This window comes from Pseudomonas sp. FG1, from assembly GCF_034313875.1.
Taxonomy (GTDB): domain Bacteria; phylum Pseudomonadota; class Gammaproteobacteria; order Pseudomonadales; family Pseudomonadaceae; genus Aquipseudomonas; species Aquipseudomonas veronii.
On the sequence record NZ_JAVIWP010000001.1, the window covers coordinates 4,332,099 to 4,351,588 of the forward strand.

19 protein-coding genes, 1 tRNA gene and 1 pseudogene are annotated in these 19,490 nt (G+C 60.0%); 8 read left to right on the forward strand and 13 right to left on the reverse strand.

Annotation, left to right across the window (positions count from 1 at the left end; genetic code table 11):
• The first annotated feature begins 6 nt into the window (after window positions 1-6).
• On the forward strand, window positions 7-990 hold the full coding sequence (locus RGV59_RS19855) for a GlxA family transcriptional regulator (RefSeq protein ID WP_079443908.1): 984 nt from the start codon (window positions 7-9) through the stop codon (window positions 988-990).
• A gap of 67 nt (window positions 991-1,057) precedes the next feature.
• Here RGV59_RS19855 and RGV59_RS19860 read toward each other — a convergent pair whose 3' ends face one another.
• Genes RGV59_RS19860 through RGV59_RS19870 form a run of 3 tightly spaced genes read right to left on the reverse strand, consistent with a single transcriptional unit; the run spans window position 1,058 to window position 4,225 of the window.
• Window positions 1,058-2,320 (reverse strand): NAD(P)/FAD-dependent oxidoreductase, encoded by a 1,263-nt coding sequence (locus tag RGV59_RS19860; RefSeq protein WP_079443907.1) that lies wholly within the window; start codon window positions 2,318-2,320, stop codon window positions 1,058-1,060.
• A complete protein-coding gene (locus RGV59_RS19865) occupies window positions 2,310-3,257 on the reverse strand; it encodes a dihydrodipicolinate synthase family protein (RefSeq protein WP_126585209.1) in 948 nt (315 codons plus the stop codon). Before RGV59_RS19865 ends, RGV59_RS19860 begins: the two co-directional genes overlap by 11 nt.
• A 41-nt stretch (window positions 3,258-3,298) precedes the next feature.
• Entirely contained in the window at window positions 3,299-4,225 is a 927-nt protein-coding gene (locus RGV59_RS19870; protein WP_017846347.1) for a 4-hydroxyproline epimerase, read from the reverse strand.
• Window positions 4,226-4,421: 196 nt separating this feature from the next.
• On the opposite strand from RGV59_RS19870, the gene RGV59_RS19875 reads away from it, so the two are divergent.
• From RGV59_RS19875 to RGV59_RS19885, 3 genes are all read left to right on the forward strand, one after another.
• Window positions 4,422-5,189, forward strand: a complete 768-nt coding sequence (locus RGV59_RS19875) for an AraC family transcriptional regulator (RefSeq protein ID WP_102617052.1) — start codon at window positions 4,422-4,424, stop codon at window positions 5,187-5,189.
• Window positions 5,190-5,275: 86 nt separating this feature from the next.
• Entirely contained in the window at window positions 5,276-7,342 is a 2,067-nt protein-coding gene (gene treS / locus RGV59_RS19880) for a maltose alpha-D-glucosyltransferase (protein WP_126585210.1), read from the forward strand.
• Window positions 7,343-7,455: 113 nt separating this feature from the next.
• A complete protein-coding gene (locus RGV59_RS19885; RefSeq protein WP_017846344.1) occupies window positions 7,456-7,914 on the forward strand; it encodes a hypothetical protein in 459 nt (152 codons plus the stop codon).
• A 50-nt stretch (window positions 7,915-7,964) separates the two neighbouring features.
• Here RGV59_RS19885 and RGV59_RS19890 read toward each other — a convergent pair whose 3' ends face one another.
• Window positions 7,965-8,207, reverse strand: coding sequence for a Pathogenicity locus (locus RGV59_RS19890; RefSeq protein WP_046383567.1), 243 nt, complete (start codon window positions 8,205-8,207; stop codon window positions 7,965-7,967).
• A gap of 655 nt (window positions 8,208-8,862) precedes the next feature.
• On the opposite strand from RGV59_RS19890, the gene RGV59_RS19895 reads away from it, so the two are divergent.
• Window positions 8,863-8,994, forward strand: a complete 132-nt coding sequence (locus tag RGV59_RS19895) for a hypothetical protein (protein ID WP_256580711.1) — start codon at window positions 8,863-8,865, stop codon at window positions 8,992-8,994.
• A gap of 391 nt (window positions 8,995-9,385) precedes the next feature.
• Here the strand turns inward: RGV59_RS19895 and RGV59_RS19900 are convergent, their stop codons facing one another.
• Both RGV59_RS19900 and RGV59_RS19905 read right to left on the reverse strand, forming a co-directional pair.
• Window positions 9,386-9,622 (reverse strand): DUF2790 domain-containing protein, encoded by a 237-nt coding sequence (locus RGV59_RS19900; protein WP_169884367.1) that lies wholly within the window; start codon window positions 9,620-9,622, stop codon window positions 9,386-9,388.
• Between the two features lie 596 nt (window positions 9,623-10,218).
• Entirely contained in the window at window positions 10,219-11,151 is a 933-nt protein-coding gene (locus tag RGV59_RS19905) for a cation diffusion facilitator family transporter (RefSeq protein WP_017846339.1), read from the reverse strand.
• Window positions 11,152-12,320: 1,169 nt separating this feature from the next.
• Between RGV59_RS19905 and RGV59_RS19910 the strand changes: the two are divergent.
• A pseudogene (locus RGV59_RS19910) lies at window positions 12,321-12,413 on the forward strand (lysis protein); the annotation flags it as partial.
• 120 nt (window positions 12,414-12,533) lie between these two features.
• Here the strand turns inward: RGV59_RS19910 and RGV59_RS19915 are convergent.
• Window positions 12,534-12,620 (reverse strand) — tRNA-Leu (locus RGV59_RS19915).
• A 336-nt stretch (window positions 12,621-12,956) separates the two neighbouring features.
• Here RGV59_RS19915 and RGV59_RS19920 point away from each other — a divergent pair.
• Window positions 12,957-13,148 carry a DUF2188 domain-containing protein gene (locus RGV59_RS19920; RefSeq protein WP_079443901.1) on the forward strand — a complete coding sequence of 64 codons (192 nt, stop codon included), beginning with the start codon at window positions 12,957-12,959 and terminating at the stop codon, window positions 13,146-13,148.
• 56 nt (window positions 13,149-13,204) lie between these two features.
• Here the strand turns inward: RGV59_RS19920 and RGV59_RS19925 are convergent, their stop codons facing one another.
• Window positions 13,205-13,486, reverse strand: coding sequence for a hypothetical protein (locus RGV59_RS19925; RefSeq protein WP_017846337.1), 282 nt, complete (start codon window positions 13,484-13,486; stop codon window positions 13,205-13,207).
• A 196-nt stretch (window positions 13,487-13,682) separates the two neighbouring features.
• On the opposite strand from RGV59_RS19925, the gene RGV59_RS19930 reads away from it, so the two are divergent.
• Window positions 13,683-14,141 carry a GFA family protein gene (locus RGV59_RS19930; RefSeq protein ID WP_102617056.1) on the forward strand — a complete coding sequence of 153 codons (459 nt, stop codon included), beginning with the start codon at window positions 13,683-13,685 and terminating at the stop codon, window positions 14,139-14,141.
• 2 nt (window positions 14,142-14,143) lie between these two features.
• Here the strand turns inward: RGV59_RS19930 and RGV59_RS19935 are convergent, their stop codons facing one another.
• The 5 genes from RGV59_RS19935 to RGV59_RS19955 all read right to left on the reverse strand — a co-directional run bounded on the left by RGV59_RS19935 (window position 14,144) and on the right by RGV59_RS19955 (window position 19,243).
• The gene (locus RGV59_RS19935; protein ID WP_017846335.1) at window positions 14,144-14,671 is read right to left on the reverse strand and encodes a DinB family protein; all 528 of its coding nucleotides are present in this window, start codon (window positions 14,669-14,671) and stop codon (window positions 14,144-14,146) included.
• Window positions 14,672-14,777: 106 nt separating this feature from the next.
• Window positions 14,778-15,569: a hypothetical protein gene (locus RGV59_RS19940; RefSeq protein ID WP_102617057.1), complete on the reverse strand. Its 792-nt coding sequence runs from the start codon at window positions 15,567-15,569 to the stop codon at window positions 14,778-14,780.
• Window positions 15,570-15,587: 18 nt separating this feature from the next.
• A complete protein-coding gene (locus RGV59_RS19945; protein ID WP_046383555.1) occupies window positions 15,588-15,935 on the reverse strand; it encodes a DUF2493 domain-containing protein in 348 nt (115 codons plus the stop codon).
• A 65-nt stretch (window positions 15,936-16,000) separates the two neighbouring features.
• Window positions 16,001-18,715: a magnesium-translocating P-type ATPase gene (gene mgtA, locus RGV59_RS19950; protein ID WP_017846332.1), complete on the reverse strand. Its 2,715-nt coding sequence runs from the start codon at window positions 18,713-18,715 to the stop codon at window positions 16,001-16,003.
• A gap of 234 nt (window positions 18,716-18,949) precedes the next feature.
• Window positions 18,950-19,243 (reverse strand): hypothetical protein, encoded by a 294-nt coding sequence (locus RGV59_RS19955; protein WP_082118869.1) that lies wholly within the window; start codon window positions 19,241-19,243, stop codon window positions 18,950-18,952.
• Between the last annotated feature and the right edge of the window lie 247 nt (window positions 19,244-19,490).

A 19,490-nucleotide genomic window follows, 5' to 3' on the forward strand; every position in this document is an offset into this window, starting at 1 on the left:
GGTGGCATGAAAGGCAAGAACCTGCGCTACCTCAATGAAACACCCGGCCAGCCAGCGTCGGCCACCCGCGTTGGCTTCCTGCTGCTCGAACACTTCTCCCTGCCGGCCTTCACCCAGACCCTCGACACCTTCGTCACCGCCAACCTGTTGCGCCCCGAGTTGTTCGCATCGCGCACGTTCGGCTGGGGCGACGGCGAAGTCATCAGCGATCTGGGCCTGGTGATCCGCCCGGATGCACGCCTCGACGTGGCGGCCCTGCAAACGCTGGAGTTGTTGGTGATCTGCGGCGGCTTTCGCACCGAACTCAAGGCCAGCGACGACTTCATCCACCTGCTGCGCAATGCCGCCGAGCAGGGCGTCAGCCTGGCCGGCTTATGGAACGGCGCCTGGTTCCTCGGCCGCGCCGGCCTGTTGCAGGGCTACCGCTGCGCCATCCACCCCGAACATCGCCCGGCACTGGCGGAAGTGTCCAAGGCGGCCCACGTCACCAGCGAACCGTATGTCATCGACCGCGACCGCCTGACCGCCTCGAGTCCGTCCGGCGCTTTCCACATGGCGCTGGATTGGATCAAGGGCCTGCACGACAAGGCCTTGGTCGAAGGTATCGAAGATATCCTGGCCTTCGAGGAGTCCCGCTACCGGCGCATCAAACCGACGGAAAACATCTGCGTCAGCGCGCCGTTACGCGAGGTGGTGAAACTGATGGACGCCAACCTCGAAGAACCCTTGGAGCTCGACCAACTCGCCGTCTACGCCGGCCGCTCCCGCCGCCAGCTCGAACGGCTGTTCAAGGAACAACTGGGCACCACGCCGCAGCGCTATTACATGGAACTGCGGGTGACCGAGGCGCGCCGGCTGTTGCAACACACTGAGTTGTCGCAGGTGGAGGTGCTGGTGGCGTGCGGGTTTGTTTCGCCGAGTCATTTCAGCAAGTGTTATAGCTCGTATTTCGGCTACAGGCCGTCGAAGGAAAAGAGGTTGGTCAAGTAGCGTGGAGGTTGTTGGATTTTTCGTGTGACGAGTCATGATCACGGAGTGCTGATTCTCATCATACGTTTCAGAACCGCGCCAACCGATACCCCTCCAACTCCGGCAAACCCGACAGTCGCGGCCGCGTCGAAGCCAGTTGCGCGATGAGCTCCGCGGTCACCGCCGCCTGCGTCAACCCCAGATGCTGATGCCCGAACGCAAGCAACACCTTGCCGTCGGCGACCCGATCGATGATCGGCAGCGAGTCCGGCAGGGAGGGCCGGAAGCCCATCCATGGTGTCGCGTCCTGCGCATTGAGGTCTTGCCGGAACAACCCTTTGCTCAGGCGATGCAGCTGCCAGGCGCGTTGCATATTCGCCGGGCGCTCCAGGCCGGCGAATTCCACGGTGCCGGCCAGGCGCAGGCCGCCGCGCATGGGCGTCATGATGAACTTGCGCTCCAGGGAGGTGACGGCGAAGGGCAGGCGTTCATGTTCGTGGGGCAGCATCAGGTGGTAGCCGCGTTCGGTGTCGAGGGGGACGTGCTTGCCGGTCAAGGCGGCGGTGAGTTTCGCCGAGTGGGCTCCGCACGCGATCAGCACCTGGCGTGCGGCCAATGGGCCTTGATCGGTGGTCAGCGTGACGCCCTGGGCGTCGACTTGCCCGCCCAGCACCTGGCGGGTGAGGAATTGCACGCCGTTGGCTGTGGCGGCGTTCACCAGTTCGCACACCACCTGATAGGGATCGAGAAAGTGCCCGGTGCCCGCAAAGAACAGCCCGCCCTGGATGTGCTCGCTCAACTGCGGCGCGGCCTTGCGAATGGTGTCAGCCGACCAGAACGCCACCGGCACGCCTTGCTGCGCCATCCGTTGCTGCAGCGCGTCGATGGCCCCTCGCGAATCCGCACGCTCGAACACCAGCAACGAGCCGTCTTCGCGCAGCAGCTCCGGCCGGTCGATGCCTTGCAGCAGGCGCTGCCATGCGCCCAGGCTGCCTTCGTTCAGTGCGCGAATGCCGGCGACCGTGCGCCGGTAGCTGGCCGGGCGCAGGTTGAGCAGCAAACGCGCAAACCAGGGCAGGGCGCGGGGCAGGTATTTCCAGTCCAGGCGCAGCGGGCCCATGGGGTCCATCAGCATCGTGGGCAAGCGCTTGAGGATCGACAGGTCGGCGATGGGGAACACTTGTTCGCTCGCCAGGTGGCCGGCGTTGCCATAGGAGGCGCCCATGCCGGGGGGCTGCGCGTCGATGACGACGACCTGGCGCCCTTGACGTGCCAACTGCAAGGCGCAGGCGACGCCGATGATGCCCGCGCCGACTACGGCGATGTCGGCGCTAGGGGTTTCAAGCGACATTCTGTTCCGCCGACCAGTTCGCGTACCACTGGCGGAACAGCGCGTACTGGCTTTCGGCATAACGACGCTGGGCAGCGCTGAGCTGGTCGCTTTCGTTGAAGTGCAGGGCGTAGCCATGGTCGCCGTTGAGCACCATCAGGTGCTTGTAATACAGCACCAGATCGCAGCCTTCGTCGAACGATGACAGCACCGCCAGCGCGGCCTCCAGCTCAAGGGCCTGGCGACGTGCCTTGGCGTCGCCCTTGGCGGCTTGCTTGCTCAGCGCCACCAGTTGCAGCACTTCCCGAGGTAGGGCGTTGCCGACGCCGGTGATAGCGCCGGTCGCGTTGCAGTTGACGAAGCCGTGTACCACCTGGGTATCGACGCCGACCATCAAACTCACGTTATCGTCCTGGGAGGTGATGTGTTCGGCGGCGTAGCGCAGGTCGGCGGCGCCGCCGAACTCCTTGAAGCCGATCAGGTTCGGGTGCTCGCGGCGCAGCTCGAAGAACAGCTCGGCGCGGGTGGCGAAGCCGTAGTAGGGGCTGTTGTAGATCACCGCCGGCAGGTGGCGCGCAGCATTGAGGATCGCGGCGAAGTGGGCCTTTTGCGCGGTGGCCGAAGCGCCACGGGACAGCACGCGGGGAATCACCATCAACCCCTGGGCGCCGACCTTGGCCGCATGCGCCGCGTGGGACACCGCTTCACGGCTGTTGACCGCGCCGGTGCCGACGATGGTCGGCACGCCGGCGGCGGCCAGGCGTGCCACGCCCTCCTGGCGCTGGGCTTCGGTGAGCAACGGCCAATCGCCCATGGAGCCGCAATAGACCACGGCGCTCATGCCGATATCGATCAATTCGCGGCCCTTGGCGACGAGGGCGTCGAAATCCGGCTTGCGCGCGGCGGTACACGGGGTCATCAGTGCGGGAATGCAGCCGGTGAAGATGGTGTCGCTCATTGGGCTAACTCCTTGGAATATTCAGTCAAACCATGCAGGGCTCAGATGCCCCAGGCGAAAGGGTCCTGCGCATCGATCAGCAGGGTGCTGTCGGCGGTCATGTAGGCGCGACCGGTGATGTACGGGCGCACGCGTTCGCCGTCCCATTCATAGCGGCCTTCGAACTGGCTGCCGGTGATGCTGGCTTGTACCCAGGTTTCACCCGGCGCGAGTTTGTCATCGGCGGCCAGGCAGGCGAGCTTGGCGCTGGTGCCGGTGCCGCAGGGCGAGCGGTCGTAGGCTTTGCCCGGGCACATGACAAAGTTGCGGCTGTCGGCGTGGGCGTCATCGGCGAACAACTCGATATGGTCGATCAGTGCGCCGTCTTCGCCATAGATGCCTTGGCGTTCGAGGGCCTTGAGCATCGCCCAGGTGTAGTCGGTCAGGGCGTCGACGTTATCCATCTGCAGCGCCTGGCCGTGCTCCGACACCAGGAAGAACCAGTTGCCGCCCCAGGCGATATCGCCATGGACCACGCCATGCCCCGGCACCTCCACCGCTACCCGTTGGCGAAAACGGTAGGCGGGCACGTTGCGCAGGGTCACGGCGCCGTCTGCATGCAGTGTGGCCGCCACCGGCCCGACGGGCGTGTCGACGGTGTGTACGCCCGGCTCGATGCGCCCCAGATAGTGCAGCGAGGCAACCAGGCCGATCGTGCCGTGGCCGCACATGCCGAGGTAGCCGGCGTTGTTGAAGAAGATCACGCCGCAGGTGGCGCCCGGTGTGACCGGCGCGCAATACAAGGCGCCCACCAGCACATCGTTGCCCCGCGGTTCCAGCAGGCAGGCGCGGCGCCATGCGTCGTGGTGGGTGCGCAGGTTGTCGAGTTGTGCGGCGATGCTGTTGCCGGCCAGTGCGGGGAATCCGTCCATCACCAGGCGCGTCGGTTCGCCGCCGGTGTGAGAGTCGATGACGTGCAGTCGTTTCATGACACGCTCCGTTCAGGGGTGAGCCTGGCCGATGGGATAGGCATGCAGTGGCCATATCGTGAACGCGTCAGCGCTGCGACGATTGATGTTTTGCGCCGGGTTGGATGACGAATTCAGCACAGTTTTCTACGCTCGACAGCATCCCGTGCATGGGGCAATCTGTTGGACGTCGAGGCGCAAAGAGGGGGGCGGAGTGATGTTGCAGAGTGCGTTTGCAGCCCTGTGCCAAGGGCGCGAGGCGAATCGCCCGCAGAGTATCGAGCAGTTATTGGCCGGCGTCATGCAACTGCTGCCGATGCTCGACGTGATCCCCAATGCCGCGATTTTCATCAAGGATCTCGACGCCCGCTATGTGCTCGCCAACCGCACCCTGGTGCAGCGTTGCGGGCTCAAGCAACTGCAACCGTTGCTCGGCAAAACCAGCGCCGAGGTGTTCCCCGCGCAATTGGGGCCGGGTTATACCGAGCAGGACCGGCGCGTGCTGGAGCAGGGGTTTGTATTGGCGGATCAGCTCGAGTTGCATCTCTATGGCAGCCGCGAACCGGGCTGGTGCCTGACCCACAAGTGGCCGCTGTACAACCACGTCGGGCAGATCATCGGCCTGGCCGGCATTTCCGTCGACCTGCAATCGGCCAGCGAAACCCACCCCGCCTACCAACGCCTGGCCGCCGTGGACGCGCACATTCGCACGCACTTCAATCGGCGCGTGACCTTGGGCGAACTGACGCGTATCGCCGGGATCTCGGTGGCGCAGCTGGAGCGCTACTGCAAGCGCGTGTTCCACCTGACGCCGCGGCAGATGATCCAGAAAGTGCGCCTGGAGCACGCCCATCGCTTGCTGCACAGCGACCTGCCGATCACCGACGTCGCGCTGCAGTGCGGTTACACCGACCACAGTGCGTTCAGCCGCCAGTTCAAGGCGTCGACGGGATTTACCCCGAGGCAGTACCGTCAGTTGGGCTAACCGCCGGCATTGCGATGCAACGAATAGCCCCGCTCGCCGCTCCTATGCTTACGAGTAACCTTTTCACGACGACAGGTAATGGGCTTATGACGGCGGCTGACAACGATCATGTGAACTGGCTGGTGCAACAGTCGATGCTGCACGCGGCGCGCCAGCGCGCCAAGCTCTATTCGGGGCAAGGGCGCCTGTGGCAACAGCCGTATGCACATACCCGGCCGCGTGACGCTTCGGCCTTGTCGTCGGTGTGGTTCACCGCGTACCCGGCGTCGATTGTCACCCGTGAAAACGGCACGGTGCTCGAAGCGCTGGGCGATGAGGCGCTGTGGCATGCCTTGTCGAAGATCGGTATCCAGGGTATTCACAATGGTCCGCTGAAAAAGTCCGGCGGCTTGGCCGGGGCGGAACACACGCCGACCATCGATGGCAATTTCGACCGCATCAGCTTCGACATCGACCCGCAGTTGGGCACCGAGGCGCAGTTGCAGGCGCTGACACGCATGGCGGCGGCCCACAATGCGGTGATCATCGACGATGTGATCCCCTCGCACACCGGCAAGGGCGCGGATTTCCGCCTGGCCGAGATGGCCTACGAGGACTACCCGGGGCTCTACCACATGGTGGAAATCCGCGAGGAAGACTGGCCGTTGCTGCCGGAGGTCGCCGACGGGCGCGATGCCCAGAACCTCAGCCCGCTGCAGGTGGACGCGCTGCGCGATAAACACTACATCGTCGGCCAGTTGCAGCGGGTGATTTTCTTCGAGCCTGGCGTGAAGGAAACCGACTGGAGCACCACGCCGGTGGTCATCGGCGTCGATGGCAAGCCGCGGCGCTGGGTCTACCTGCATTACTTCAAGGAGGGCCAACCGTCGCTTAACTGGCTCGATCCATCCTTCGCCGCGCAGCAGATGATCATTGGCGATGCGCTGCACGCGATCGATGTGATGGGCGCCAAGATCCTGCGCCTGGACGCCAACGGTTTCCTCGGTGTGGAGCGCAAGCTCGACGGCACGGCCTGGTCGGAAAGCCATCCGCTGTCGATCACCGGTAATCAATTGCTCGGCGGCGCGATTCGCAAGGCTGGCGGTTTCAGCTTCCAGGAACTGAACCTGACGCTGGACGACATCGCGTCGATGTCCCACGGCGGTGCTGATCTCTCCTACGACTTCATCACGCGTCCGGCCTATCAGCATGCGTTGCTGATGGGCGACACGGAGTTCCTGCGCCTGATGCTGCGCCAGATGCACAACCTCGGCATCGACCCCGGCTCGCTGATCCATGCCTTGCAAAACCATGACGAACTGACCCTGGAACTCGTGCATTTCTGGACCCTGCATGCCCATGACAGTTTCCTCTACCAGGGTCAGACATTTCCCGGCAACATCCTGCGCGAGCATATCCGCGAGCAGATGTACGAGCGCCTGGCCGGCGAACATGCGCCGTACAACCTCAAGTTCGTCACCAATGGCGTGTCCTGCACCACCGCCAGCATCATCACGGCGGCCCTCGGCATTCGTGACCTTGCGGCGATCACGCCGGCCGATATCGAGCAGATTCGCCAGATCCATTTGCTCCTGGTGATGTACAACGCCATGCAGCCCGGCGTGTTCGCCTTGTCCGGCTGGGACCTGGTCGGGGCATTACCGTTGGCGGCGGATGACGTCGCGCACCTGATGACTGATGGCGATACCCGCTGGATACACCGCGGCGCCTACGACCTGGTGGACCTGAACCCGCAGGCCGAGCTTTCGGCGGGGCAGATGCCGCGTTCGAAAACCCTGTACGGCAGCCTCAACCGCCAATTGCAGGACCCGGACTCGTTCGCCTCCCAGTTGCAGAAAATCCTCGCTGTGCGCCGTGCCTATGACATCGCGGCCAGTCGCCAGATCCTGGTGCCGGACGTCGAACATCCTGGCTTGTTGGTCATGGTCCACGAACTGCCGGCCGGTAAAGGCACGCAAATCACCGCGTTGAACTTCGGCAGCACGCCGATCACCGAAACCCTGCACCTGCCCAATATCGCGCCGGGGCCGGTGGTGGACATCATCAATGAGCGGGTCGAGGGCGATCTGACGGCCGAAGGGGCGTTCACCATTACCCTGGACGCGTATGAAGGGTTGGCGTTGCGAGTGGTCAGCAGTTCGCCGATGCTTTAGCGCAGATCAAGTGATGACCGGCACCGAGCCGCCAAACTGGTTGGGTGCAGGTTGGCACACGGGTTGAGGGCAACCCGACACGACGCTCATCCAGCCATAAAGGAAACCCGACCATGTTGTTTGATGCATATGCTGAAGAGTCGCTGAATGGTATCGGACATGTCGTCCAGGATATCGAGCAAGTCGCCAAGTACACTGAAGGCCTGCGAACGCGTCTTTCTGAACTCTTCACATCTACGCACAGCCGTTTTGGCGTGAGCTTTACCGTTCCGCCAGAGGGTTACTTCCAGCTTGAAGGTCATTTCGGCCTGATCAGAGCGAATCTGCTCTATGCCAATGAGGGCAGCGGCACCTTTGGTCGCGTGGTGCTTCGCAAGCACACGCTGGACGAGCAGGGGAGAGAAGCGTGGCCAGAAATCTGGGCGTTCCGCATTCTGAAAGATGGCGATGTCTGGGTGAGTGACAAAGGCCCGGTGCTCTACAACGAGTGGAGTACGCCAAGCGAACACAAGTTTGTCGCTGCTCGGCGTCTCGTTGAATCAATCGTGCTGTCTGCGATGAAGCCACGCTAGACCGCGCAGGTAGTCAGCAAGCAACCCCTGGGGGAGGCGCTTGAACGCGTTTACCGCTGCGGGTTGCGTCTCGCAAGCGCCACGGCCGCAGTGATGGCCGCGCGCGCTTGTGGGCTGTTCTTCCAGCACGTCGAGCCCAATGCCGCAGAGGCTTGGGCGAGGATGTCCCCCACGTTGGATTGGCTGAGTGTGTCCAGCGATTCAATGCCCATCTGTTCAAGCCGGGTAATCACCGTGGGGCCTACCCCCTTGAGTGCGAGCAACGCTGTTCTTTCTTCCAATGAGAATGGCATCGGTGAATTCCTTTTTCCAAGAGTCGCGGGAGTGTGCCGGATACTGGAGAGTGCCTCAATAGGTCGTTGTTGATTGGGTATATCGAACTCCCCGGCTATCGACGACAGCGCCACGCGGGCCTCCTGTTTTTGTGCGCTGAAGAGCCATATAAAGAACGTTACATTTTTGACTGTTAAATCACTCTCCATTAAAAAATAAAATAGCTGACTTTGGAGTCGATCCGCAAAAACAGGATCATATTTGAAGTAGGGAAATAAATTCCCTCTTAAAAAGGTGAGCCAATTGGAATATACGTATAAAAACCAGTTTCACGAAAAAGCCAATGTAAAAGCGGTTCTCGTGGGCGACAGTAAAGTCATTAGTCCCTCCGAGTATATTGAGATCTTCTTAATAACCAGAGGCTATGACACGAGCCCGGAAAACAGACTCCGGGTCGCGGAAAGCCTGGCCCACGTGCCCGCGCGCGAACGCCATTCCGCCTCTGAGCTGGACCACTGGCTTGATTGTCACTTCAAAAGCTGAGGGGCTCCGTCGCGGCACATTCAACGCAAGAGTGATAATCAAAGACAATGCCAGGTACTTATGCAGGCAGATTACGAGATACATTATATAAAGAGCGATCACAAGAAGGTCCGACGCGTCAGAGCCCAACACATGATGGATCTTGATGCGTGGAAATTCGCAATTATTGCCGAAGGCGGCAGCCGTGAAGAGACTTCGCCGTTAGTTTGTTTGGCACAGGTCAAAGCACTTGCCGCTAAATACGATGTAAGTTCAGTCAGGTGAAACAAGGCGATCCATGTCAACAACTTGGATACCGTCGTATCGAATAGGCGGATGGCGTTGGAGGATGCCGGCGACCGTAACTTAGAGTGGGCTCAACCTCGGGATGACGTGACACCCGATCAATCTGGCTGATAGAACGCAATCGAGTGTTGTTCGACTCGAAAAAGGCCTGGACGTGTTCCAGGCCTTTTCATCGAGCAGCGCCGCTTCAGCAGTTGGCGCTCCTTGGGCTTGGCTTGGTTTTGTCGGCGCATAAAAAACCCCGCACTGGGCGGGGTTAGTCTGCATCACCGATGCAGAGGGCGGGAAATAGTGCTGGGAACTTCCCCCAGCTTGCCCCTGTGGGGCGTTTTAACAAGCCTGTCATCAGGCAGGCTTTGTCGGGACTCTGTTAGCTGTTGGAGCAACCGTTAGCCATGACACTGTATTGCATGACATGTACGTGACCTTGGTGGTCCAGGTAGGTCATCTGGACAGGGACTACGGCACAGACATTGTCAGGGATGGAGTCCATGTGAATCACTTTGGCAATGTCGAGGTGCGAGCTGTAGCTGTATTGCTCAACGGCAGGCTCATCGGCAAACGCCATCTGGCTACCCAGCATTACAAAAGAAGCAGCAATCAACATTTTAAACAGTTTCATTTTTTCAGTGTCCCAACGATGCAAACGATTTACGTCTTCAGTCGGATTGGCTATGGCCGAAGGCTCTACGAGGCGCGGGAGGGTGGTTTGCTTGGACCCTATGGATTCGCGCTTCGTCGCTTTGTTTGGAAGCTGTGTTTAGTTTATGCCTATGGCGATTTTGATAAATCCCAAAGACTGGAAAGCATTGTTGTTGAAAAAGTAATAATTCACTCCGGCGCCTGGTAGCCACCCCAGCCGATACACTCGGTTTCTGCTCCTGTCGATGACGCGAACTTGCGCTTGTTTAGTGCCGTGAGAAAGCATGGGGTTGGGGGTAGTACGAATCTCAAAACCGAGCGTCTCAGCATTAAGTGATGGTGGTTTGAATTAATACTATTGGCCTGTTATTTCAATATTTAAGCGTTCTGGTTAAAGCGCTCATGAATAAAAATAATTGAGAGTATTTCGCAGGCTTAAGTTTGTTTCGGTACTTGGACAATCAAGTGTTGTGTGAAAAATTCGTGATATGTCTGTGATGCTTGGCGAGTTGCTTTTGCCCTATCCCTGTCGGCGGATCGTGTTGCCGGCGTCGCGCCAGGTTAATGATCAAGGTCGGGGCGGTGCCAGGGATCTACATGCGTCATAAGATTCAAAACACGATGAATCTGCATCACATTTTCCCTTGCGCAAACTGCAATGGCATGACCTTCCTCAACGGTAATTGAGGCATCCACTTCGATATGAGCGTCGACAATGATCATGTCCCCCATTTTTCGAGTGCGTAGATCATGTACACCTTTAATGCCGGGGGTATTTTTAAGCGTATTGCGGATAGTTTCGACTTCCTGCTCATCAGCCGATCGGTCCATCAGGTCGTGCAATGAATCCCAAGTGAAACTCCAACCCATCTTGGCGATCATGCCTCCAACAACCAGCGCAGCAATCGGGTCAAGAATCGGGTAGCCCGCCAGATTGCCCACAATACCTATGCCGACAACCAAGGAGGAGGCGGCGTCGGACCTTGCGTGCCAGGCATTGGCAACCAACAGACTAGACTTAACTTTTTTGGCCACCCGCAGCATAAAGCGAAACAGCAGCTCCTTGGCCACCAGCGCTGCGATGGCAACCCATAAGGCTGCAATGTGTACCGTTGGAATCGATTCAGGGGTTTCAAGCTTGAACACTGCAGAACCGATCATGCCCACGCCCACGATCAACAACAGTATGCCCAATACCATGGATGCGGCGGTCTCGAAACGCAGATGCCCATAGGGGTGACCTTCGTCGGCATCCTCCTTGCTTTTGTGGCTGGCGAACAGCACTACGAAATCGGCGATCAAGTCTGATAGCGAGTGAATACCATCGGCTACAAGCCCCTGGGATTTTGACATCACGCCTACGACAATCTGTGTGCACGACAGCGCGATATTGACGATGACGCTCATCCAAGTGCATCGCGAGGCTGCCGCTGCGCGGGCGACTTGACTATATTCCTCGTCTTCAGATTGTTCAGAGATCTGTTGATGATTCATGTGTATTTCTCTAATTGAAATTGATACTCGTCTCGCGCGGTAAGACGCGCCATAACTTAGTACTGGTTGCGCTTTTTATCGGGGTTGGAGGGTAAGGCGTCTGCCTCAATTAAAGCAAGGTGCGATGAGTTATAAAAGTGCCTATTTATCGGTATTTAGGTCTGATCGTAATGATGTAAATGCTAATACTTCGCGTAACTAAGTTTTCCACCTGGCCGCAGGGTTTGTGAGTCAAATAAGGATGACTCTCAACTTCACTAAAGAACAGGTGGGCCGGTGCGGCGGGGTGGGTTTTATCTCTCGAGCCGAAGCGGTCAGGCGCAAGAAAAATGCACGGAAGAATAATGTGATTGTCGTGGGGTATTTGTTTGTAATAGATGTATTGGGCGGCAAGTTCAGAACCTTGCGCTACAAAGTGAGGGCATGGCGAAAGACCTAGTGTTCGGTTGGCCAGACGCTTAGGAATGGGGAATTGCGGAGCCGGACAGATGATTGCGGCTCAAAAAAAAGGGGCTGCACGAAGTTCATCATGCACGCCCTTGATATCCATAGTACCCGAAGCCGGAATCGAACCGTCACGCCCTTACGAGCGGGGGATTTTAAGTTCGCATGAGGGCATGCGTCGGGCGTAAACCTTTAAGCCCGGCGCCATCCGTAATTAACGGCGGAAGCGGAATTTTTGCCAGCCATATTTGAACCTGAACGTTCCGGTATCTCCTCGTAGAACGTAGAGGCTGACCCTGTAAAAAGCAGTAAAACGAGAGAATCCAAGGTGTCTGATTTTTCTGTAGACCCAAACCCATCCGTGGCGATTGGTAGTTTTGGCGGGTCTCAACACGATTAACACGCTCCTTCTGCTATGCGTAATTTGGCGCAGATGATAGCGATGTGCCCCATCTAGAGGCTGTCAAATAATAACGGTGCGGGAACTCGTTGTCGCAATAGCTGTATTGCCAATATTCATCTTGGTACTGCACCGCGCGCCCACGTAAACCAAGCTGCTGTTCACCTCTAATCTCCGCCGTTGTGCGGGGTTTTTTCGTAGGGAGAAAAGTATGACTGCAACCGGAAAAGACCGGGATATCTTGGCGCGCCCCCCTTTGGCGTGAGGTCCGTGGTGCAGGTCTGGACGGACGGATCGCCGTGGCCCGGACCATCCGTCACCGAGTGCTCAACGAATTCTCGCCATCACCGGTGACGGCGATCAAGGATTGATCGCGCTGTGGGCGTGCCAGGCGTATGTGAGGAGTGTTTCAAAATAGGCGTTGGTGTTCGGTCGGCAGGACGCCGGGGAATGGAGAGTTGCGGAACAGGTCTGAAAATTGCGGAATAAAAAAGATAAGGGCTCGCATGAAGTTCATCATGCAAGCCCTTGATATCTATGGTGCCCGAAGCCGGAATCGAACCGGCACGCCCTTACGAGCGGGGGATTTTAAGTCCCATGCGTCTACCAGTTTCGCCATTCGGGCGGCAGCGCGGTGCAGCAGGGTTGGGAATATATAGATCCGGGCGCCAGGGCGCAAGGTCGGAGGTTGCCTTTCTTGCACAAACATCGGGATGAAAAAGCTCGATAGATCAGTGATCTACATCGGCTTTTGAGCAAAAGCCGAAGATTCCCAGGGCCGGCGAATACGCCTCATAAATGACAGGTGCGGCAATACGCCGTCACGCTGCTTCAGAGTGGACGACTCAGCAGTGGCGGCCTTGGGCATAAGCCGCTGCGACATGCGGTCCGCAACGGCGCTGGATGCGGGTGTAAGGTAGGCCGTGCAACGCTTGGAAATCTCAGGAAAAGCGAGGTGACTATGAGCGCTCCAACACTCAAGAAGCTGCATCTGAATGGGTATGACATCGTGCAGGTCAATTTCGGGCCGTGGCGGGTGTGTACGGCTCAGGACCGGTTGGCGTCCTTCGATTCCCGCGAGCAGGCGCTGGCCTATGCGGCCACGCTGTCGGTGCGCAAGGCGCGTGGCAGGCCGGGGTCCAATGATGACTGAGTGACTGATTCAGCAGAACCAAGCCCCGGCGCAACCGGGGCTTCTGCTGTTTGGGACTACACGAAGGGCTGACCACTGAAGCCGCGTGGCAGGCGCTGCAACCCTGGCAGGTCGGTCAAGTGTTGCGCCCAGGCGCTGCGCCAGTCGCTGGAGGTGTGGGTCTTGGCTGCGCGCGAAGCTCGGCGGGCGGCGTTGCGCTGGGTGCGGCGCGCTTCCTTGTAGGCCTCGGTGTTGCGGCAGGTTCGGCATTTGACGCGGTTCAGCTCGGTGCTGGAGGGGAGGCTGCCGCCGTGATGGCCGCAGGCTAAGTGCCCGGCGACCTTGAAGTGAATGACCATGTAAGCGTCTCCTTCTTGGGTATACGCGCATCTGCAGATCCACAATGCACGCGGGGAGGGCGGGCTGCGATTGATCCCGACACCTACAATTACGACCCCGTGCTGGTCGCAGCGTTCGGTTTACGGGCCTGGCCCTTCTCAACAGCAAGGCTCGACGTTACCCTGCCTCAAGTCCAATCATAAAAAGGAGTGAGTGATGAGCGTCGAGAACCTGCCTCGTGAAGGCAGTTGCCGTTGTAACCGCGTGCGCTTCAGTGTGAGCCAGCCCCCCGTGATCACCATGGCCTGCCATTGCACCGGTTGTCAGAAGATGACCGCCAGCGCGTTCTCCCTCAGTGCGCTGATTCCCGCCAGCGCGTTCACCGTGACCCAGGGTTGCCCGGTGATCGGCGGCATGCATGGCGTGGACCGCCATTACTTTTGCCCCCACTGCATGAGCTGGCTGTTTACACGGCCCCATGGCATCGATGAGTTCGTCAATGTGCGTGCGACGATGCTGGAGAATGCCGAGGATTATCCGCCGTTCATGGAAACCTGGACCGGCGAGAAATTGCCCTGGGCCACGACGCCGGCGGTCGAGCACTTTGCACAATTGCCCGGGCCGGAGGATTTTCCACGATTGTTGCAGGCTTACGCCGAGTTCAGCGCCCGCTGAGTTCAGTCGATCAGCGCGAGCAGGTCGGTATCGCCCACATCGTGTCCGGCCTGGGTCAGCAGTGTCGTCAGCTGGCCCCGGTGGTGGGTCTGATGATTGAAAAAATGCACCAGCAGGCCAAAGAACGGCTTGTCTGCCGCGACCCCGCGCATGTTGTGGTAATGCAGGCGCAGGTCGAGGTCAGGCTCGCGCAGGCTTTGCGCCCAGTCGATGATCAGTCGATCCAGCCAGGCGCGGTGGGTGGCCAGTTCGTGCAGGTCGGCGAAGGCCAGTTGCTTGAGATCGGTGGGCGCGGCAATGCCGCTTAACGGTGCCAGCGCCGCATGGCTGGCGGGGTGCTGGGCAAAGCGTTTGAGCCACACGGTGTCGCCCAGTGTCAGGTGGTTCAGCGTGCCGAGGATCGAGCCGAAAAATGCGCGGCGGTCCATCCGTAGTTCGGCGTCCGTCAGCTTCGCGGCCGCGTCGTAGACTTTACGGTTCATCCACTGGTTGTAGGTCGCCATCAGGGCGATCTGTTCGATACGGTTCACGGGCTTTCTCTCTGTCTGGGCGGCGCGATGGCGCCATCATAAGGCGTGCCCACCCCGCGGTCATCGGGTTCCGCCAGAGGACGCCACCCCTGCGAAGGCGTGACGCCTAGAAACGCAACGTGGCGCCGGTGGTCAACCATTGCGCGCGTTCAGCGACCAGGCTGCGCCCAACCACCACATCGATGTCGATCAACGGCCCAAGGTGGAACCGCGGCCCCGCTTGCCAGGCCTGCTCAGCACCTTTTTGGCCGTAGCGTTCGACAATCAGCGTCAACGAGTGCGCTACCCGATATTCGGCGCCGGCGCCCCATGTGAGACGCTGGTTTTGTTCGCCGTCGTCATACGCGTGGGTCCAGCCGGCATTCAGGTTCAGTCGCAGGGGCTCCAGCGGTTGCCACGTCAACGGCACGTTGAAGTCCGCGCCATCAAACGCATGTCGCCGGTCCAGGGCAACGTGGGCGCTGGCGGACACGGCTATCTCCAGGCGCAGGTCCTGACGTGACATTACTTGCGCCTTCACTTGCGGGCTCACTTGCGTCTCGCGGTTGGCCCGTGACAATGCCGCGCCCCATTGCACGGCGGGCAGGGCCTCGAAGGTGCAGGCAGGCGACAGTGTCTCATTGTGCGTGCCGCCGTCGTGTCGGTGGGCGCTGTGCCAGGCGTCGACGTTGCATTCGCCCGGCGCATTGATCGCGCCGTCGTCGACTGCATAAGCGCCCCCGGCCGCGAAAGCCTTCGAGAGTAGGCTGATGAGCAGGACGACGCTGAGTGTAAGCCCGATAAACATCAGGTTGCGCCGTAACGCCCGCCGTTTGGCTGGCGGTAACAACAAGAGGGTTTGGCGAGCGCCTCGATAGCGGGTAACCCTGTCCGAGGGTTGGCGGTGTTTTTTGTACATGTTGTGCCTCGCTTGAATTCAGCTTTCTACGGTCAGCACCGAGATGCCGCTGGCTTTGGCCTGACAGACCAGCTCTGACGTGTCATCGCCACCGGGCAGGGCGATGACCACATCAGGGCGGCTGTCGGTCAGCATGAAATGGTTGCGCTGGCGTTCCGCCTGCTTGCCGTGGCGTTGCCAATTGGGCGGATAACGCACCACGTCGATGCCGATTTCCCGCGCCCACTCCTCGATCTCGCTGCCGAGGAACTGGTTGCCGCCGTGGATCAATACCTGCACCGGGCGCAGGCGGTGGTAAGCGTCCAGCACGTGGCGGGAACGTTGGGTGTCGGCGTAATGACGACCTGCACAGATCAACACGCGCATGCTTGAAATCCTTGTAATGCACGGTGGCCGCCGAGCGACCGCCACCGTCTGAACGGCGGGAGTGATCAGTACCACTGCTTGAAGCGGCGGATGTAGATCGTCTTCATCAGTTGAGCCACGCAGCAGTAGCTGAGCAAGGTGCCTGCCAGCCATGGGAAGTACGCCAGCGGCAGCGGTTGCAGGCCCACCAGGGTGCCGAGCGGCGAGAACGGCACATAGATCCCCAGGGCGATCACCACACCGGTCATCAGCAACACCGGCCATGCCGCGGTGCTCTGGAAGAACGGGATCTTGCGGGTGCGCAGCATATGCACCACCAGGGTTTGCGAGAGCAGGCCCTCGATGAACCAGCCGGACTGGAACAGGGTCTGCATCTCCACGCTGTTGGCGGCGAACACGTACCACATCAGCGCAAAGGTGGTGATGTCGAAGATCGACGAGGTTGGCCCGATCCACAGCATGAAGCGGCCGATGTTCTTCGCGTCCCACTTGCGTGGCTTGGCCAGGTATTCCTTGTCCATCTTGTCCCACGGCAAGGCCAGTTGGGAGATGTCGTACATCAGGTTCTGCAGCAGCAGGTGGATCGCCAGCATCGGCATGAACGGAATGAACGCACTGGCCACCAGCACCGAGAACACGTTGCCGAAGTTGGAGCTGGCGGTCATGTTCAGGTACTTCATGATATTGCCGAAGGTTTCGCGGCCCTTGAGCACGCCTTCTTCCAGCACCATCAGGCTCTTTTCCAGCAGGATGATGTCGGCCGATTCCTTGGCGATGTCGGTGCCGCTGTCCACCGAGATCCCCACGTCGGCATCGCGCAGCGCCGGCGCATCGTTGATACCGTCACCGAGGAAACCGACAGTGTGGCCGTTGGCTTGCAGGGCCTTGAGCACCCGCGACTTCTGCAGCGGTGTCAGCTTGGCAAACACCGTGCGCTCTTCCACGCGGCGCTGCAGGGTTGCATCGTCCATTGCTTCGATGTCCACGCCGAGCAGCGGCTGGCCTGGGTCGAGGCCGACCTGGCGGCAGATCTTGCTGGTGACCACGGCGTTGTCGCCGGTCAGCACTTTTACCGCTACGCCGATCTGTTGCAGCGCCGCAATCGCCGGGCCTGCGGTTTCCTTCGGCGGATCAAGGAAGGTCAGGAACCCCTGGATCACCAGGTTGCGCTCATCGGCGGTGGTGTACTGCCGGCGCGCCAAGGCGTTCGGGATATTGCGGGTGGCCACCACCAGCACGCGAAAGCCGTCTTCGTTGTAGTCATTGGCAATCGCCAGCAACGCCTCGCGACGCCGCTGATCCAGCGGCACCGCGGCGCCGGCTTCGATCACGTGCGTGGCAATGCTCAGCATCTCTTCCACGGCACCCTTGCACACCAGCAGATGGTCGCCGGCGGCGTCCTTGACCACAATTGACAGGCGACGGCGTACAAAGTCGAACGGCAATTCATCGACCTTGCTGTAGGCAAACGGCGCCTGGAACTTGGGGTTTTGTGCCGAGAACTGCACCACGGCCTGGTCCATCAGGTTCTTCATGCCGCTTTGGTGATAACTGTTGAGCCAGGCCAGCGACAGCACCGCGTCATCGCGCTGGCCAAAGGCGTTGACGTGATGTTCGAGGATGATCTTGTCCTGGGTCAGGGTGCCGGTCTTGTCGGTACACAGCACGTCCATCGAACCGAAGTTCTGGATCGCGTTGAGGCGCTTGACCACCACTTTGCGCTTGGCCATGGCGGTGGCGCCCTTGGCCAGGTTGGCGCTGACAATCATCGGCAGCATTTCCGGGGTCAGGCCGACGGCGACCGCCAGGGCAAACAGGAAGGCATCGCCCCAGTCACCCTTGGAGAAACCGTTGAGGAAGAACACGATCGGCACCATCACCAGCATGAAGCGGATCAGCAGCCAGCTGACGCTGTTCACGCCGCGATCAAACGCGGTCTGCGCCCGGGAACCGACAATCGCCTTGGCCAGCGAGCCGAAGTAGGTGCGCGGTCCGGTGGCCACCACCACGGCTTTGGCGCGGCCGCTGACCACGTTGGTGCCCATGAAGCAGATGTTCGGCAGGTCGAGCAAGTTGCCCTGGTCGGCGGCAAGGGTACTGGCGGACTTTTGCGTCACGTCCCCCAGCGTGTCGTATTTTTCCACGGGCAAGGCTTCGCCGGTCAGCACCGCCTGGCTGATGAACAGGTCACGCGATTCGATCAGGCGGATGTCGGCCGGGATCATGTCGCCGGCCGACAGTTGCACGATATCGCCGGCCACCAGTTCGCGCATCGGCACTTCGCGCAGGGTTGGCTGGGCGCCGACCTGTTCGCGGCGTAGTACGGTGGCGGTGGTGCGGACCATGGCTTTGAGCGTTTCGGCGGATTTGGCCGAACGGTGCTCCTGCCAGAACCGCAGCAGGCTGCTGAGCAGGACCATGGTCATGATGATGATGACTTTGGTCAGGTCGACTTCTTCACCGGCCTGCAACGGCAACCAGTAATCGGTGACGAAGCTGATCGCGCCCAGCGTCAGCAGCACATAGATAAACGGATTGTTCAGCGCCTGCAGGAACTGGATGAATGCGTGAGGCGGCTTGTCATGGGCGACTTCGTTATGGCCTTGCCGTTGCAGGCGTGCAGTGGCATCCAACTCGGTCAGGCCATCCAGAGTGGCTCGCACATTGGCCAGGGTGGCCGACAGGCCGTTATGGGCTTCGCGGGCGGCCCGCATCGATAGCCGAGTGTCGGCGTCGGTGCGGTTTTTGTTGGGCTGTGGCGGTTTTTTTACGGCGCTCATGGTGTGTACTCCTGTCGCCAGTTCTCGACAAAACATACCCGGTACTGACCTGATGACAGGCGAGCGAAAGCATGCCGAGCCGCGGACTTCGCGATCGGTTCAAATAAGGTGTTGAATAACTTTCAATGGGCCCGCTAAGTGCGCCTTAGTTACTGAGCGCGCAGCGGGCTACTACTGGAAAGGTTCATAAAAGAACTCCAGGGTATTGATCAGAAAGTTGCTGTTTCCAAGCGGTCAAGCGGCGCGAGTGCCCAGGTAAAGAGCGGGCATCAGGCGGGCTTCAGCCAGGTTGGAAACGTTACGTCTCTGTGGGTCTTGAGGGTCGGCGTGAGCCCAATGCTGCTGCAGTCGGCCAGTCGTCGGGCAGGCACGCCAGTGCGCCAGCGGATGGGCCGGGCGCATTCGAGGGGAGGGTACGGCAAAGGTTGGGCGGGCAACACAAACGCCTGCGGGCGCTCGGCACAGCTTGGCCCGCAGGGTCGCGGCCAGCGTTCGTACATCTTTTACAACAAAGGTTTGGAAGGTCATAACACACCTCGGGACCGGACGGGCGACCGGCGAGGCAGTTACGGTGGAGCACAAGCTCTAGCGCAGCTTACCGGACCGGAGAGGCAAGTCCTGTCATCTTCTGGGTTGGGCGCCCGATGCCCGCCAACGCGGTGCTCGGACAGCGACTAGATACTGTGTCCATTGGCTTCTTTTGTGAGGTTTAAAAAAGGCCCCAATTGCGGGCAGGGGCAATCTACTCAGCCGGTTGCGGAATGTCAACGCATGA